Here is a 15,305-nt window from a genome sequence, read left to right on the forward strand (position 1 = left end):
TTTTCGCAGGTGGGGTGTCATGCCGGTACTTTCAGATCTCGAGGTCAAAAAAGCCGAACAGGCAACCCCGCAGCAAGCGTAGGTTGCCTTATTAATATTACAGACTTTTCTTCGGTGGCAATGCCACATTGGCAAAGATAAGGCCCGCAATCAATGACATAAAGATTAAAAATGTTTGCTGGCCGATGTGGTCGGCGGCAACAAAGCTCTGGCCCTCTATCAGTGAATTCAGGCCAATATAGGTTTTGGAACCGGGTACCAGCACTATCAAGCCCTGCATAGCGACTATCGAAGCCGGTGCGTTAACGGTACGGTTAAACACATTGCTGAACACGCCCACAGCAAAGGCGCCGACAAAGGTGCCCAGCGAATAATCCAGATAGACCGCGGAGCCGATACTGGCTGCATAGGCAATAAAGCCCGACGCAATCGACCAGCTGGCGTGCTTGAGCTTAGTGCGAAAAATCACAATCAGGCTGCTACACAGCAGTAAAATGGCCATCCAGGCAGTCCACTTCGGGAGCGGATCGGGTTGTACATAGTCGCTTTGACCAAACAGGAAGAAGCCAATGCTGATACCTAAAAATGCGCCAAAATACAACTTAAACAGCAACATAATGGCATCCATAACCCGTGCGGTACCCGACACCAGGTGACGCGCAGACAGCTCTGCAAATCCCAGCGCTAATGCCAGACCCGGGATAAAAACAATGATGGCCGATAACACCACGAGGCGAATATTGACCATAGGATCAAGGTACGACGAAATTGCACAGGCCGCCAACGCAGAAACGATGGCCACAACCGGCTCCAGCATATGGGTGACCCGCTTGGAGCGGGTGGACCACAGCACAAAGATATAAACCAGGATAGACAATACCGCAGACCACAGCACATCATTCCAGCTGGTCCCCATCAACATGGCAAACGCACCACCAGACACTGCAAATGCAAAACCCGTCAGCAAGCGTCCATATGGGTCCTTTGCTTTGGTTATCTCGTCCAGGTTCTGATCTGCCTGCTCTATACTCAGTTCGCCCGCCAACATACGATTAACTACATCGTCTGTATCGGCAAGTGAGCCCAGGTTGTGATCGCCGGGCTCGACGCGAGCAACATGGGTGTATTCGTCTTCATGTCCTTCAGTCCAGATCACAAAAGTAACTGAAGTTGGAGACATAACAAAGGACGATTTAAGGCCCAGGTGGGTGGCAACTTCCATCAGGTGGGCTTCCAGGCGATAAGCCGGGGTTCCGTATTGATGAAGCATTTTTCCTAATTTAACAATAAACTTGCGTTTTTGTGTAAAGGTGGCTGAATTCAACGGCGTGTAACCTAAATAATAAGTAAAAATCGACAGCGATATAGTGAGTATAGAAGCCCATTGCTTATTGGACCTCCACACTGAGTTTAGGCAATAACCTAAATTGCCGCGAATTCTAACGGGTTCTCACGCAAATTCAACGCATTTTATTTGCATTTTTTGCTTCAATCCATTGGGACATATATTGGGTACTACGCAGTGTATGGTGGCGCAGCATGCTGCCGGTGAAATTGGCACGTCTGTGAGCGTTCAGGTTATTTATTGTATTGATAACCTTTTGTTTTAATTGCTCCTCCAGCGGTCGTTTGTCATAGCGAGCCTGAAGCAGGGATTGCCCGTTCTGCTGAGCTTGCTGATAACGAACTTGATCCTGATATAAGGCGACGGCTTCAGCCGCAAAGGTTTCAGGGCAGTCGCTTATCGCACCATGCCAGGACAAGTCACCATGCATGCCTTCAGCACCTATCTGTGTGGTCACACACGGAGTTTGCGTGATCATGGCTTCGAGCAGTTTGCCTTTAATCCCGGCACCAAAGCGCAGTGGTGCAAGACAGACCTTACTTTGTGCCATCACACCCAATGCATCTTTCGCCCAGCCTTTGATTAAAAAGCCTGTTTTGGGGTTGTGCAGAGCGGTCGCTTTGGGTGGGGGATATGAACCGTATATATGTAGCTCCGCGTCCGGTAGCTGCTTGCGGATCATGGGCCAGATCTGCTGCAAATAGAGTACCGCATCCCAGTTAGGAGCATGACGAAAATTGCCTATGGTCATAAAGTGTTTACGCTCATGGTAGTCGGGTAAATCCATATTGAGCGCATTCAAATCGACCATAAAGGGAAGATGGTGTAATAACTCAGGTGATACACCAAACTGTGTCGTGAGTAATTCGAGTTCATAGTCGGAAATAATCAGCGACAGGTCGCAGCGCAGAATCGCTGCGATTTCACGTTTGGCTAATTCACTATCCAGCAAAGCGTCCAGTGCAAAAGCTTGATGCGCTTTATGTGCATCATGGCGTGCATTGCGCAGACACTGCAAGTCTTCTGTATCGAGGATCTTGAGTGCATTGGGGGCGAACTTATCGATCCGCCAGCCAAACTGCTCTTCCATCATAAAGCGGTCAAACATCACGATATCGGGCTCGAGCCGGGAAATATATTCGTCGAAACTACTACAATTGAGTGCAATAGGCGTGCAGGTGATCTGTTCCTGGCTTAAATCGGCCATATGCTCGGTTTGTTGAGCCGGGCTGGCGAATTCAACGTGCCAGTTCTGAGCGCGGAAAAAGCGCAGTAAGGACATCATATGACCGCCGGCTGCCGAGGAGTTCGGCTCCGGCCAGACATAACCAATTACTAAAACTTGTGTCATTTAAATTGAGGATTCTCTGAGTTGCAGCGATACATCGACTAAGGTGCGTACCGCAGGTTGTGATTTATTCATGATCTCTGCCAGCGCCTGGCAGGTTCGTTTGCCTATGTCATCTGCATCAATCCGCACGGATGACAGAGCAGGTTTCATTAATCTGGAGTCGGCCAGATCATCGAAACCGACGACTTTAATATCTTTGCCTGGTATCAGGTTGTGTTCACGCATGGCTTCCATGACACCATAGGCGATGACGTCACTAAAGCACACCACGGCCTGAGTTTGGGGAGCTTCCTTATACAGGCTGTTAAAAGCCTCTCGACCTCCCTGGCGATTAGTCGGAGCCGTAATCTGGGGCATTGGCTTAGACACATTGCGAAGTGCAAGTGCGCTGCGAAACCCCGCAACCCGTTCGTGATAGTCCGAGATATCGGATGTGCCGCCCAAAAATGCCAGGTTGTCTATGCCCTGATCAAGCAAGTGCAAGGTTGCCAGGTGCGTGCCTTTTTGGTTGTCTGGCAGGATGCAGGGCGCATTGCTGTAGGGAATTTCTCGCATGATATTGATCACTGGAAAGCCAGACTCGACGAGCTGATTAACCCATTCCATCGTGGTTCCAGGCGCAGGTACCATAACAAACGCGCTAACATTATACTCTTTAAGCGTATTGACGACTTGATGCTGGCGAGCCAGATCTTCACTGGTATTAACCAGCATTGGTACCATCCCCAGCGCATAAATGTGCTTTTCAAGGCCCACTGCTAGCTGTGCGGAGTAGGGATTAGTCAGGTCGTTGATCACCAAAGCGACCAGGTTGGAGCGCTTACTGCGCAGGGCCGCTGCATCACGATTGTACACGTAACCCAACTTGGCAATAGCGGCGAGCACCTTTTCCCGACTTTTATCACTGACTTTGTCTGAATGTGTAAGGACCAGTGACACGGTAGATTTGGATACCTGCGCTTCTCTGGCGACATCGAAAATGGTCACTTTGTCTGGCTTTTTATTGTTGTTCATAATGGCCTGAATAACTGTTCAAACGGTTGACGAACGCTTAGTTTACCGTAACTTCGCGTCTGGATACACTTTATACCAGTCAGCAGCAATACGTAACCAACCTGAGGGATTAAATTTGCCGCCAACCGTGTTAAAAAATTCTCGTTTAGAACAACTAAATATCAAATTTTCTGCCTCGCCTATTATGGATGTAGGTGCCTCAGCGATAGCAGGACGCAGGAGCGGTGTAATCGGCGAATTTCACTCGCTTTATGATTGGCTACTTTATTGTGCCGCTTGGTATTAAACTAGTGCACATTTAAGGAATTTCATTATATCATGAGAGGTTAAGATACAAATTCAAAGGTAGAGAAGTGGTGAAAAAGAGCCCGGCTGTGCTGTTTTTTTTAGCTTGTTGTGTGTGGGTACATACTGCGTTGGCGGTGTCTGAAGGGTATCAGGTACCAAAAGAAGAGATCGCCCAACTCGTAGATGTGTCGCCAATGCCTGAGGTCTTGCTTAATGAGCAACACATCTGGATGGCGTTACTGACCAAGTTACCCGAGGCAAAGCAAAACACAGAAATAGGTGTGCGTTATGGTGATTTGCATTTCAATCCGACCACATTTATGCGCCTGGGCATTACTACCTATTCAGGGCTGAGTTTTAAACATGTTGCAACAGGCGCTGAGGTGCAAGTCGACAACCTGCCGGTTGGTGAAGTGTATGCACCTCGCTGGAGTGCAGATGGCCGCTATCTGGCTTTTATCCTGCTCTCTAAGCAGGACGGCCGTGTCTGGGTTTATGATATTGAACAACGTGAGCTGAGTGCGTTGTCGCGCTACCCGCTTAACGGAGTCACCACTGAGGTGCCATACCACTGGCTGCCAGACAGTTCCGCGCTGGTTATTAATAGTGCCATCAATCACACCGGAGAGCAGCAGCAACCTGTGCAACAATCGCCGCTGGTAGGACCCGTGGTAGCGCAATCGCATGGGGCCCTGAGTCCGCTCAAGCAAACCACTCAAATACTCTCTACAGAAGACTTTGCCCACTATGCTCAGGGTCAGTTAATCAAAGTTCCTTTGCAGGGCCGCCCCACAGCCATTGGCGGACCAGCTTATTTTCATCATTTTACGCCGTCACCTGACGCCACCAATTTAATCGTCGCGATGGCGATGCTGGAAGCACCACAACAGCAACAAACCAGTCAAGATTCGCTTGCTAATCATCCCAGTGTCTGGCAAGTGTGGGGAATGACAGGATTTGCATTGTACGAGCTTTACCGGCCGGAGTTGTCGCTCGAACCAAGCTTGGAGGACAGCGATGAACAACATATTCTGACAGCAATCTCCACGCCTACGCCTGCGCCGCCACCTTTGCGCAGCCATTTTCAGTGGCGTGCAGATAAAGGCGCCACAGTGGTTTGGGCACAAGAAGGAGATGCACAGGGAGAATATGGCCTTTACCATATTTCGTCGCCCTTTAAACGAGCACCACGCTTGTTTATGGCGTTGCAGGAGCCTTTTGTGCGTATGGACTGGGGAGACTCAAATATCGCTTTGTTGACTCAGGCTGAAAGCGAGCGTTTTTTAAGAACGTCTGTAATTAACCCACTTGCACCGCAGCGTAACCCATTGGAAGTAGCCCGGTACCGTGTGACGGAAGCAACCTCAGAGCAGTGGCTGACTACGCGCAATGATCTGGGCGTTGAGGTGATTAAAGTGGTCGGAAGTCGATATCTGTTTGTTCGTGGTGTGGAAAAGGCACAAGGTCAGGATTTGCCGTTTCTGGACAGGTTCGATGCCAGAACCAATATGCGCACCCGAATATGGCAATCTCAGGCGCCGTATTTTGAAGAATTTGTCGCACTGTTGGATGACGAGGGAATGCGCTTTATAACGCGTCGGCAATCGAAGCAGGAGCAACCTAATTACTTTGTTCATGATCGGACATTCAGCTCGCTGGAGCAGATCACCCACTTCAGACATCCTTACCCGGCATTGCGTGGTTTGTCTCAGGAGGTCCTGAGTTTTGATGGTGGTGATGGGACGCAAATATCCGGAACGCTTTATCTGCCTGCTAATTACGATCCCAGTCTTGGCCGGGTGCCTGTGTTAATGTGGGTAAAAGCGCCAAGCCTGGTAAAGCACGCATTTAATTCGCCGCACTATTTTTTGCCTGTTGACCACCTGGGTCCTTTACCCCATTTAGCCCAGGGTTATGCGGTATTTGAAATTGATGCGTTTAGCTTGCCTGGCGAGCAGGGGAGTGTGGCACAATTGCGAGCACAGTGGCAGGCAACAGCTCAGGCTGCTGTCGCGGTGTTAGCTCAGCAAGGCATCGCAGATGTTAACAAAGTGGCCATTGGTGGTCATGGTGCTGCCGCTACCGTGGTGCTTGACCTGTTGGCTAACACTGAGCTATTTGTCACGGGTATCGCACGTAGCGGTACTTATAATTATACGTTGGCACCATTTGCCTTCGAAAAGCAAACTGGCACTTTGTGGCAGGACCCGCAAGCTTACCTGATGAGTTCACCATTAGCCTATGCTGATAAAATATCGGCGTCTGTGCTGTTGATACATGGCTATCAGGAGCGTAAGCCAGGTCATTTTGCCGTTCAAAGTGAGCGTCTGTTCAGTGCGCTCAATGATCTTGGCAAGCGGGCACGGCTGGTGTTGTTACCAGAGAGTGACCACGATTACGCGAATCGTCAGGATGTGTTGCATTTGCTTTGGGAGCAGCAGAGCTGGCTACAACGTCATTTTGACCCCCTACCTGTGGTCGAAGAAATCAATCAGGTTCCTGAAGGGTTAAGATTCAAACTTGAGCCAGAGGCCCAAACGCCCTGGCCCATGTAATTTAAGTGTGATCATTCTTTAGAGGAGAGGGAGCTGCCTAAAGATGCAGCAATCACCATAAAGATTGCAAGCCACTGCCAGCCGCTAAGTAGCTCGCCTAATATCACTAAGCCAGCCAGCGCGGCAATGGCGGGCTCCATACTCATCATGATGCTAAAGCCCTGCGCCGGCATTTTTTTCAACGCCACCATTTCCAGGCTGTAGGGCAACGCGCTGGATAACAAACCTATGGCGATGCCCAGCGGGATCAATGACCAATCAAGCAATGCGGCGCCTTGTGATATCACACCAACCGGAACGACGGCAAAAGCGGCGACACTCATGCCAATTGCTACCGTCGCGCCTCCTGAGCCATGACCGCCACTTTTTTTACCAAACAGGATATATCCTGCCCAACAGGCACCCGCTGTGAGGGCGAGCAAGACACCAATGGGATCCAGTCCATCAACTTCTCCCATATTAGGCAGCAACAGTAAAATACCAGCAAGAGCAAGCGCGACCCAGAGATAATCCCGCTTACGTCGTGAGGAAAATAGTGCAACGGCCAGCGGTCCGGTAAACTCCAATGCAACACCAATGCCTAGCGGGATTCTCTCTATTGCATAGTAAAAGGTCAGATTCATGATGCCCAGGCTCAGGCCATACAAGATCACCGGCCGCCAGTTTTTAGGTAAATGTCGCCAGGGGCGAAAAATCAGGCATAAAATGAGCGCCGAAAAACCCAGTCGGTAAGCCGTTGTGCCCTCTGGGCCAACATGAGGAAACAGCTGTTTGGCAATTGACGCACCTGACTGAATGGTGACCATAGCAAGCAACAAGCACGCGATGGCATACAGAAAGCTCTTGTTTAAAACATGCATCGAGAAGTCTCGCAAAAAATGAAGGCCGCTAGTCTACTTATCAAAATAGTGCTGCTCAATAGCTTTGTATACATTATTCTATAAATTCCGATAATATCGCTAAACTCACTATTTTTGTTTAACTACTATTATCAAGTTGTATTAATCTTATTTCATTGAGTCACTCAATTTAACCTTTAGATCCCCTGTATTCTCCAGCCTTGATATTAACTGTCTTGTACTTTCGTTATATAATCATATTCGTATATAGGAGAGTAGTTCAGTGAAAAGTATTTTTGTGGCAGGTACAAACCCAGATTTGGTGCTTATGGTTGTATCATTACTTAACCATCACAGGCGGGACATCAAAGTTTCTGCTGCGTTACAAATTGAGCGGGGCATAAGCCCTGTGGCGAAGGAAGCTCTTATCGCTTTTGGTTTGTTGAGCCACTTAGATTGTGTGTGTTGTGGTGCAAAGCCTGAAGAGTGTGAGTTAATTATCCATATTACAGACGCTGTAGAAACAACACACAAAAATGTCCAAAAAGAACAGGCGCTTAGTTGGCAAGTCACGTTAGATGAGTCGGTAGAGCCTTATAACCCCTATCGCAAAGCTCTGTATGAGCTCAATGAAAAAGTACGTGATTTACTTACCCCGCCTCTGCAAGTAAACCCTGTTTCATCCATGACATTTTACAAAGCAATGAGCGATGAGTTGAGACTGAAAACGCTGCTGTTGATCCTACTTGAACAAGAGCTTTGCGTATGTGAACTCATGGTTGCATTGGATGAACCCAGCCAGCCTAAAGTCTCCCGGCACCTTGCACAGCTGAGAAAGGCAGACATATTGACGGTGCGCAAGCAAAGCCAATGGGTATACTATGCGCTGAATGTGGCATTACCCGACTGGATGTTAAAGGTTCTGCAGAGCACTTTGTTTGGTGAGCCAGAGTGTATCGCACAGGAATTGACCCGGCTGGCCAGGATGGGCGACAGACCAACCCGACAGCAAAGTTGTTGTAGCTAGTTGGTGCTACCATTGTTAAGGTAAGTGAGCCAGTCCTGCTCATGTCTGAGCATCATTGCATGTTTCTTCGACCCTAAATGGGCAAGCTTGTCGTGCTCGCTGACAAATGGTCCGGCGCGGCACATTCCACAGTGATCCTGGTTTAGATAAGCCGGTTGGTAGAGTGACGCGCTCAGGTCCGGGTGAGGCTTTGCTGACCAGTAGTAGGTGATACCGCTGGTATCTTTAACATGCTTGTCTCTGTCCACATTACGTATGCGATAACCCGGAAAAGCATGAATGTTGAAGTCAGATTGGCCGAGATACTGGTAATCTGTACCACTGCATAAAGAGCCTTCCAAGTTCCACTCACAATAAGGCTTCACGTCTTTTGAAGTGATCAGAGCCAGCATAGGACCAGCAGGGTCAAGCGCATAACGATGGCTGAAATCAACAAAATGACGCAATAAACGGCGATTGAGCGTGTTTGTCGACAACTTCTGGTCATCAAACGCCTGTTTACTGGTAAAGGCTGGGATCAGTGGAAACTGAAAGATCACTGCATCGAACAGGGCCCCATCCAGGCGTTGCCAGCTATCAGGGGTGGTCACGTCAAACCCTGTCATTACTGGTACGTGGTCCTGACGTAGGGCGTCTAATGCATGATGTTGGTATTTTGCTCTCAGGGTGGCTTCATCGTCGTAGATGCTGGCGCAAAGGTGGCCGGGTTTTAATTGTTTGCTAAGGGATAAGGAAAAGCTCAGATCGCCATCGCCAACGGTTAGAACGCGCCAATTCGCATCTATCAACATAATTACTACCAGGGGAAAATAACAAAAACGCGATAATAGCAGAAGAGCGGTGCAGGAGAAACCTGAGCAACCTGAGAGCGACGATAAAAGACAATGCCCAGAGGTTGCTCGATTTAATATCAGTGAGTTACCTCATCCAGTAGCCTTAGTACATCGCGGCTGGCTTGTTCCATACGGTTTAGTTCAGCGATGGCTTTTTGCTTTTCTCCCGCAACAAACAGGGTCATGGCTTCGACACCGGCCCGGTGGACCTCTTTGTGTGGGCCATCAATGCGGTTAATTATGCCGGATTTATTGAGTACTTTATTTGCTTCACCACTGAGCCACTTACCGAGACGGCAGCTGGTATGATCCGCAAATTCATTGATTTGTTTATTACTGTTACCGGCGATCACACCATAAACTTCCCCTTTCCATACCACATGGTCCAGTTTTGCTGTCTGCACAAAGGTTTGCAAAGACGCAGAGACGATAGTTTGTTTCATTGAGCCACAGCAACTCACAATATTTCCGTACTCATCATTGAGGTGCGCAATACTTGATGATAAGTCGTTATTTGAGCTTTGGATCACGTTCACACCATCAACGGTAAGCTGGGTTGTATCAATGATTTTTTTAACTAAGTCAGATACCTCATTGGCCGACTCGTTTGTATTGTTTGCTAGTGCACGAACTTCGTCGGCAACGACACTAAAGCCACGGCCTGCTTCTCCTGCGCGTGCTGCTTCAATCGCGGCATTAAGCGCCAGGAGGTTGGTTTGGTCTGATATTTTTGAGATTGTCGTCACAAAGGTATTGATATTATCCGCCATATGGGAGAGGCCTGAAATATTGTCTGTCATACTGGCCATATTGGTTGACAGGCTGGACATGCCCGACAGGATCTTCTCCAAAGAGGATTCCGACGTTTCGAACGAGGCACTTACCTGAGAAATAGAGCTGCTTTCTTCTTCAATTTGGTGCAGGCTACGCAAAACGGCATCCCGTACTTCATGGATCTGTCCCAGCCCGGAAAGTGCACATTGCAAAAGCTGGTTGTCCGTGTTGTCGTTTAACTGTTGTTGTGCCTCAACAAGCTCGTTCTGTATCGCTTGCTTTTCCGCCTCCAGTTGCTCATAGGCCTGACGTTGAGCGGCCAGCTCAGCTTTTAACTGCTGTATTTCCGATTGGTGGCTGGCATTGGCAAAAAGATTTTTTAACACTGGGGGTTCCTTCGACTATCAAAACTGTCTGCAGCATAGCAGCAGAGACACTAAAGTGCTAGATTAATGTAAATAAACAATGATATACATAAAGATGAAGTAAAGAGGTAGGGATTATTCCCTAGCTAATAGAGCTTGGTAAAACCGTATTAAGTGCTCGGGAGATTTACGGCTGTCTGCTCTTAGCACGAATGCTTTTGCTGGCTTTATTTTCGTACATGTTCAAATCTGCCTGATGAAGCAGCGTATCCGGGTCTACAGTGGGATCAGCGGCGGCTTTTCCGATACTCACGCCGACGCCATATTCAAAAACCTCTTCAAGTAGCATGGCTCTGAGTGCATCTTCCTGCAGGTTAGCCTCTTGTGTAAAGGCAACAAATTCGTCTCCACCAATACGAAAGCATGCATCGGCGCTAAACTGCCTCGACATGGCCTGTGCCACTTTCTTAAGTATCTTGTCGCCGGTGTGGTGTCCATGGCGGTCGTTGGCCAATTTAAAGTTATCCAGATCAAAATAATAAAGATAGGTACAACTTGTACAAAGAGACTCGAATTCCTCAAAGCAGGCTCGACGATTGCCAAGTCCTGTTAACTCATCATGGGTTGCGTCAAACTTAAGTTGCTGTTCCAGTTCATGACGTCTGGCTATTTCTTTATTCAATGCGGTAATAGTTGCTTTTTTCTGTTGAATGATAGTGTGCAGACCATAACAAATTAGCAAAAAACCTAAGTGTTTGAGTGACGTGTCAAAGATGTTGACCAACATCACGTCAGCGCCCATCAGATCGTCAAAAAGATCCAGTAACAAGCCACCGCAATAGATCACCCAAGCATATAATATAAGCTGGTGTTTCAAATGTGGCAGGCCAAGCACTAATACGCTCAGCGCTATGGCAAACCAGATAAGTTCCTCTACCGTGGCACCAAATGGCTGATGGTTGTTATAAAGTAATACAATCACTAAGCCAGTTACGAGCCAGATCAAAGCGAGTAAAAGTTTTTGTCGCATAAACCATCCTCAATCTGCCTATATGTATAGCAGGTTTTACTCGCTTTAGCGGGCGATATACTTCAGGCGCTCAGCTCGAGAGCCTGAGCTATCATGAATAAATGGCTGACAAAGACGACCGAAGTGAGTGTAAAGCGCATTTTCTTATAATCCTGATGGGTCTCCTGCCACTTGGGAGCAATCCGTTCAAATAGCAGTATGATCCAATAAGAGACTGCAAGGAAGCTTAACAAAGTCACCTGTGAAACAAGGGCCAGCAAAGGGAAAGGTACAATAACCAAAATTGCGATAACCGCCTGTTGCTGTGACTGCTCCCCCGGACGCCACAGACTGCCCGACAAAAACGCCAATACACCCAAGCTATAATAGCTGAAGGTGTCAATGGCTGCCGGTGAACTGCCAACCATCAGTGTTAACGCGACGCAGAGTAAAAAAGGGACAAAGCCAATGTAGGCCAGCATAATATGGTTGAAGTATGGATGCATTCAGGTCTCTTAAAAGTTTGTTCTGACTAATGTTTTAAGTATATCTGATATACGCATAAACTTTGCCAAAGTTTCATCAATTTTTTGGATTGAAGCAATCACAACAATCCATTTTAATAAATAACATTCCCCTCTATCTTAGTAAGCACACAACGACAACAAGACGGCATCAGTGTCACGCTTGTTATCTATTAACTTGACAACTAAGAGAGAAACAACATGACTACCTCTTTGATTAACACTCAAATTCAACCTTTTAATGCAACTGCTTTTCATCACGGTGAATTCGTTGATGTAAGTGAAAAAGATTTACTTGGCAAATGGTCTATTGTCTTTTTCTACCCTGCGGATTTCACCTTTGTATGTCCTACTGAGCTTGGCGACCTTGCTGACCATTACGCACAACTTCAGGAAATGGGCGTTGAAGTGTATTCGGTCTCAACAGACACTCATTTTACCCACAAAGCCTGGCATGATGCGTCTGAAACCATTAAGAAAATTCAATTTCCTATGATCGGTGACCCGACAGGTAAAATTACCCGCAATTTCGGCGTAATGATTGAAGAAGAAGGGCTGGCGCTGCGCGGTACTTTTGTAATTAACCCAGAAGGTGAGATTAAGGTTGTTGAAACCCACGACCTGGGCATTGGCCGTAGCGCAAAAGAGCTTGTGCGCAAAGTTCAGGCGGCACAGTACATTGCGTCTCACGATGGTGAAGTATGTCCTGCGTCTTGGCAGCCGGGTGAAGAAACACTGGCACCATCTTTAGACCTGGTTGGTAAGCTATAAATCTCAGTTAAGCCAATGAGAAGGGAAAGTTTGTCGCGTTCAGAGCTATTGATAGCCTGATGACAAGGCTGTTTCCTTCAAGTGGCTATAGCGTTAAGCAAATTGCACGGGTCCGGGCTATCTGAGCCCGAACCTGTCAAATCTCACTATAACCCGCCCCTTTAAGGGTCAACTCAACTGGTGTAACGACAGAAATATCGAGGAAGTACAGAATGTTAGATGAACAAATAAAAAGTCAGTTGCAAACCCACTTCGCAGCATTGGTAGACCCCATAGAACTGTTGTTGGGGCTGGATGATAGCGCAAAGTCAGCAGAAGTGGCGTCGCTGGCACAAGAACTCGCATCATTGAGTGAGTTAATTACCATTGGCAAATCGGAAAATAGTCAGCGTACTCCCAGTTTAACTGTGCATTCTCCTGTACGTGATACCCGAGTTGAGTTTGCCGGTGTGCCCATGGGGCATGAATTTACAAGTCTGGTGTTGGCTTTGCTTCATACCGGCGGACACCAGGCAAAGGTCTCTGAGCAAGCGCTGGCGGTGATCCAGTCTCTGGAAGACGATCTCAATTTTGAAATCTATATCTCTTTGAGCTGCCAAACGTGTCCTCAGGTTGTACAGGCCCTGAACCTGATGGCGGCGCACAATGCCAAAATAAAGGCAACCATGATAGATGGCGCATTGTTTCCTGAAGAAGTTGAACAACGTAACATTCTGGCTGTACCGAGCGTTTATCTCAATGGGGAATTGTTCAGCCAGGGCGCAATTACACTGACCGAAATTCTGGCCAAATTAGACAGCAAACACAGTGAACAACAGGCTGCCGAGCTTACGCAAAAATCTGAATTTGATGTTTTGGTTGTTGGCGGAGGCCCAGCAGGTGCTGCGGCAGCCATTTACGCGGCCAGAAAAGGCCTGAATACTGGCATCGTGGCCGAACGATTCGGCGGCCAGGTTGCAGATACGTTGAGCATTGAAAACTTTATATCCGTGCCGGCCACAGAAGGGCCTAAACTGGTTGCTCAGTTGGAGGAGCATGTCAACGAATATCAGGTGGATGTAATTAAGCACCAGCGAGCGAGTGGGCTCAGTCATGGGAACAAGCTAGAGCTGACTCTGCAAAGCGGTGCCACCTTGAAAGCAAAATCACTCGTCATAGCCACCGGTGCAAGATGGCGAACCATGAATGTACCGGGAGAGCAGGAATACAAGGGCAGAGGCGTGGCGTATTGTCCGCACTGTGATGGTCCTTTGTTTAAAGGTAAGTCGGTTGCGGTAATAGGGGGCGGAAATTCCGGTATTGAGGCCGCTATTGACCTGGCTAATCTGGTTGAACACGTCACAGTGCTTGAGTTTGCTGATTCATTGAAGGCAGATGAGGTGCTGATCAAGAAGGCTAAAAGCCTAACAAATGTTTCTATCATCACCCAGGCTCAAACAACCGAAGTATTGGGTGATGGCAAAAAAGTCACAGGTTTGAGCTATCTGGACAGGCAAAGTAATCAAACTCATCAACTTGAGCTCGCCGGTATTTTTGTACAAATTGGTCTGATCCCTAATACAGAATGGCTGGAGGGAAGCGGGATAGCATTGACACCATTTGGTGAGATTGCAATTGACGCAAAAGGTGCGACCAGCGTAGCCGGTGTGTTTGCGGCGGGAGATGTGACAACTGAGCCATACAAACAAATTATTATTGCCATGGGGGGCGGTGCCACAGCCAGTTTGAGCGCATTCGACTACCTCATAAGGCACCAGTCAGACATGGCTGAGCAGGCAGCTTAACCTAAAACAACAAACAAAAGCCGAATTACACCCAAGCCTGTACTCATCTGAGTACAGTAAAGCCACAACCGGATTTTCTCTGGTTGTGGCTTTTTTATTTCTGAGCTTCACAATCCTATGGTTCGACTATACTTGCGGGTGTACTTCGATGTGCTGACGAAAAGTCACTTTGATTGATGCGCTTCACAGGTTGTACAGTATGCAGTGAAAGTGAGCCCAGTACCCGAAGAACAAGGTGATATAGCTATGAACGGCTATGTCCGTCTTCGTACGTAAACAAGGCTGCAACAATGAAAACCTCTATCGCGTCTGGTGCCCCGCGAAATACCTTAGGTCTGGTTTTTTGCTCGTCACTGTTGATTGCACTGGCTGGATGTGGGGTTGACTCCCCCAGTGTAACTACCACGAATACACCTCCAACTCAATCTGATCCGCCCCAATCTGAACCGCCTCAATCTGATGCTCCGACAACCAAGGGATACAAAGTCATATTGAGCACGACTCAGCCCATATCCGCCTACGAACTGAAACTGAACTTTAGTGTCTCTCCGAATGACGGGTCGATGGCCATGAGTAACAGCTTTATTGTATCCGACGGTACTTTGGTTGCTCTGGGACCTGTATCCGCAGACCAAGGGAAGTCGTTGCACTTTGGTGCGCTCACTTATGGGAATACCAGTGGCTTTACCGGCTCTGCCGAGGTTTTGAAGTTTGAAGTCAATACGGATACCGGTACACCTGATGTGAGCAGTAGCAAAACACTCTGTATGAATAGACTGGCGCAGCAAGTGAGTTGCAGCATTTCGGTCAGTGAACAGTGAGGGTG

At 48.0% G+C, this 15,305-nt stretch carries 13 protein-coding genes; 5 read left to right on the plus strand and 8 right to left on the minus strand.

Features of this window, described 5'->3' with window-relative positions; genetic code table 11:
- Nucleotides 1–97: 97 nt before the first annotated feature.
- The 3 genes from ELR70_RS00610 to ELR70_RS00620 all read right to left on the minus strand — a co-directional run bounded on the left by ELR70_RS00610 (nucleotide 98) and on the right by ELR70_RS00620 (nucleotide 3,710).
- Nucleotides 98–1,324 (minus strand): threonine/serine exporter family protein, encoded by a 1,227-nt coding sequence (locus ELR70_RS00610; protein WP_082353041.1) that lies wholly within the window; start codon nucleotides 1,322–1,324, stop codon nucleotides 98–100.
- A gap of 136 nt (nucleotides 1,325–1,460) precedes the next feature.
- Nucleotides 1,461–2,696 (minus strand): glycosyltransferase, encoded by a 1,236-nt coding sequence (locus ELR70_RS00615; protein WP_054013285.1) that lies wholly within the window; start codon nucleotides 2,694–2,696, stop codon nucleotides 1,461–1,463.
- Entirely contained in the window at nucleotides 2,697–3,710 is a 1,014-nt protein-coding gene (locus ELR70_RS00620) for a LacI family DNA-binding transcriptional regulator (RefSeq protein ID WP_054013284.1), read from the minus strand. It abuts the gene before it with no gap.
- Between the two features lie 374 nt (nucleotides 3,711–4,084).
- Here ELR70_RS00620 and ELR70_RS00625 point away from each other — a divergent pair, with 374 nt between their 5' ends.
- On the plus strand, nucleotides 4,085–6,553 hold the full coding sequence (locus ELR70_RS00625) for a prolyl oligopeptidase family serine peptidase (RefSeq protein ID WP_128064423.1): 2,469 nt from the start codon (nucleotides 4,085–4,087) through the stop codon (nucleotides 6,551–6,553).
- Nucleotides 6,554–6,564: 11 nt separating this feature from the next.
- Here ELR70_RS00625 and ELR70_RS00630 read toward each other — a convergent pair whose 3' ends face one another.
- On the minus strand, nucleotides 6,565–7,413 hold the full coding sequence (locus ELR70_RS00630) for a DMT family transporter (RefSeq protein WP_054013282.1): 849 nt from the start codon (nucleotides 7,411–7,413) through the stop codon (nucleotides 6,565–6,567).
- A 262-nt stretch (nucleotides 7,414–7,675) separates the two neighbouring features.
- Here ELR70_RS00630 and ELR70_RS25145 point away from each other — a divergent pair, with 262 nt between their 5' ends.
- On the plus strand, nucleotides 7,676–8,419 hold the full coding sequence (locus tag ELR70_RS25145) for a metalloregulator ArsR/SmtB family transcription factor (protein WP_235577031.1): 744 nt from the start codon (nucleotides 7,676–7,678) through the stop codon (nucleotides 8,417–8,419).
- On the opposite strand, the gene ELR70_RS00640 is transcribed toward ELR70_RS25145, so the two are convergent.
- The 4 genes from ELR70_RS00640 to ELR70_RS00655 form a co-directional block, all read right to left on the minus strand.
- A complete protein-coding gene (locus ELR70_RS00640) occupies nucleotides 8,416–9,210 on the minus strand; it encodes a class I SAM-dependent methyltransferase (protein WP_054013281.1) in 795 nt (264 codons plus the stop codon). The genes ELR70_RS25145 and ELR70_RS00640 overlap by 4 nt on opposite strands.
- Before the next feature lie 119 nt (nucleotides 9,211–9,329).
- Nucleotides 9,330–10,412 carry a methyl-accepting chemotaxis protein gene (locus tag ELR70_RS25650; RefSeq protein WP_054013280.1) on the minus strand — a complete coding sequence of 361 codons (1,083 nt, stop codon included), beginning with the start codon at nucleotides 10,410–10,412 and terminating at the stop codon, nucleotides 9,330–9,332.
- Between the two features lie 166 nt (nucleotides 10,413–10,578).
- Nucleotides 10,579–11,421 carry a GGDEF domain-containing protein gene (locus tag ELR70_RS00650; RefSeq protein WP_054013279.1) on the minus strand — a complete coding sequence of 281 codons (843 nt, stop codon included), beginning with the start codon at nucleotides 11,419–11,421 and terminating at the stop codon, nucleotides 10,579–10,581.
- A 62-nt stretch (nucleotides 11,422–11,483) separates the two neighbouring features.
- A complete protein-coding gene (locus ELR70_RS00655) occupies nucleotides 11,484–11,906 on the minus strand; it encodes a DUF3429 family protein (protein ID WP_054013278.1) in 423 nt (140 codons plus the stop codon).
- 219 nt (nucleotides 11,907–12,125) lie between these two features.
- Here ELR70_RS00655 and ahpC point away from each other — a divergent pair, with 219 nt between their 5' ends.
- The 3 genes from ahpC to ELR70_RS00670 all read left to right on the plus strand — a co-directional run bounded on the left by ahpC (nucleotide 12,126) and on the right by ELR70_RS00670 (nucleotide 15,300).
- The gene (ahpC, locus tag ELR70_RS00660; RefSeq protein WP_010380696.1) at nucleotides 12,126–12,695 is read left to right on the plus strand and encodes an alkyl hydroperoxide reductase subunit C; all 570 of its coding nucleotides are present in this window, start codon (nucleotides 12,126–12,128) and stop codon (nucleotides 12,693–12,695) included.
- A gap of 212 nt (nucleotides 12,696–12,907) precedes the next feature.
- The gene (gene ahpF, locus ELR70_RS00665) at nucleotides 12,908–14,479 is read left to right on the plus strand and encodes an alkyl hydroperoxide reductase subunit F (RefSeq protein WP_054013277.1); all 1,572 of its coding nucleotides are present in this window, start codon (nucleotides 12,908–12,910) and stop codon (nucleotides 14,477–14,479) included.
- 290 nt (nucleotides 14,480–14,769) lie between these two features.
- Complete coding sequence (locus ELR70_RS00670) at nucleotides 14,770–15,300, plus strand: hypothetical protein (protein WP_054013276.1); 531 nt, start codon at nucleotides 14,770–14,772, stop codon at nucleotides 15,298–15,300.
- Nucleotides 15,301–15,305: the final 5 nt, after the last annotated feature.

Origin of the sequence: Pseudoalteromonas sp. R3 (genome assembly GCF_004014715.1) — a bacterium.
Lineage (GTDB): Bacteria > Pseudomonadota > Gammaproteobacteria > Enterobacterales > Alteromonadaceae > Pseudoalteromonas.

Coding starts and splice junctions, on each gene's coding strand:
- ELR70_RS00650 (WP_054013279.1), bottom strand. CDS start 11,421: ATGCGACAAAAACTTTTACTCGCTTTGATCTGGCTCGTAACTGGCTTA.
- ahpC (WP_010380696.1), top strand. CDS start 12,126: ATGACTACCTCTTTGATTAACACTCAAATTCAACCTTTTAATGCAACT.
- ELR70_RS00640 (WP_054013281.1), bottom strand. CDS start 9,210: ATGTTGATAGATGCGAATTGGCGCGTTCTAACCGTTGGCGATGGCGAT.
- ELR70_RS00670 (WP_054013276.1), top strand. CDS start 14,770: ATGAAAACCTCTATCGCGTCTGGTGCCCCGCGAAATACCTTAGGTCTG.
- ELR70_RS00630 (WP_054013282.1), bottom strand. CDS start 7,413: ATGCATGTTTTAAACAAGAGCTTTCTGTATGCCATCGCGTGCTTGTTG.
- ahpF (WP_054013277.1), top strand. CDS start 12,908: ATGTTAGATGAACAAATAAAAAGTCAGTTGCAAACCCACTTCGCAGCA.
- ELR70_RS00655 (WP_054013278.1), bottom strand. CDS start 11,906: ATGCATCCATACTTCAACCATATTATGCTGGCCTACATTGGCTTTGTC.
- ELR70_RS00615 (WP_054013285.1), bottom strand. CDS start 2,696: ATGACACAAGTTTTAGTAATTGGTTATGTCTGGCCGGAGCCGAACTCC.
- ELR70_RS00620 (WP_054013284.1), bottom strand. CDS start 3,710: ATGAACAACAATAAAAAGCCAGACAAAGTGACCATTTTCGATGTCGCC.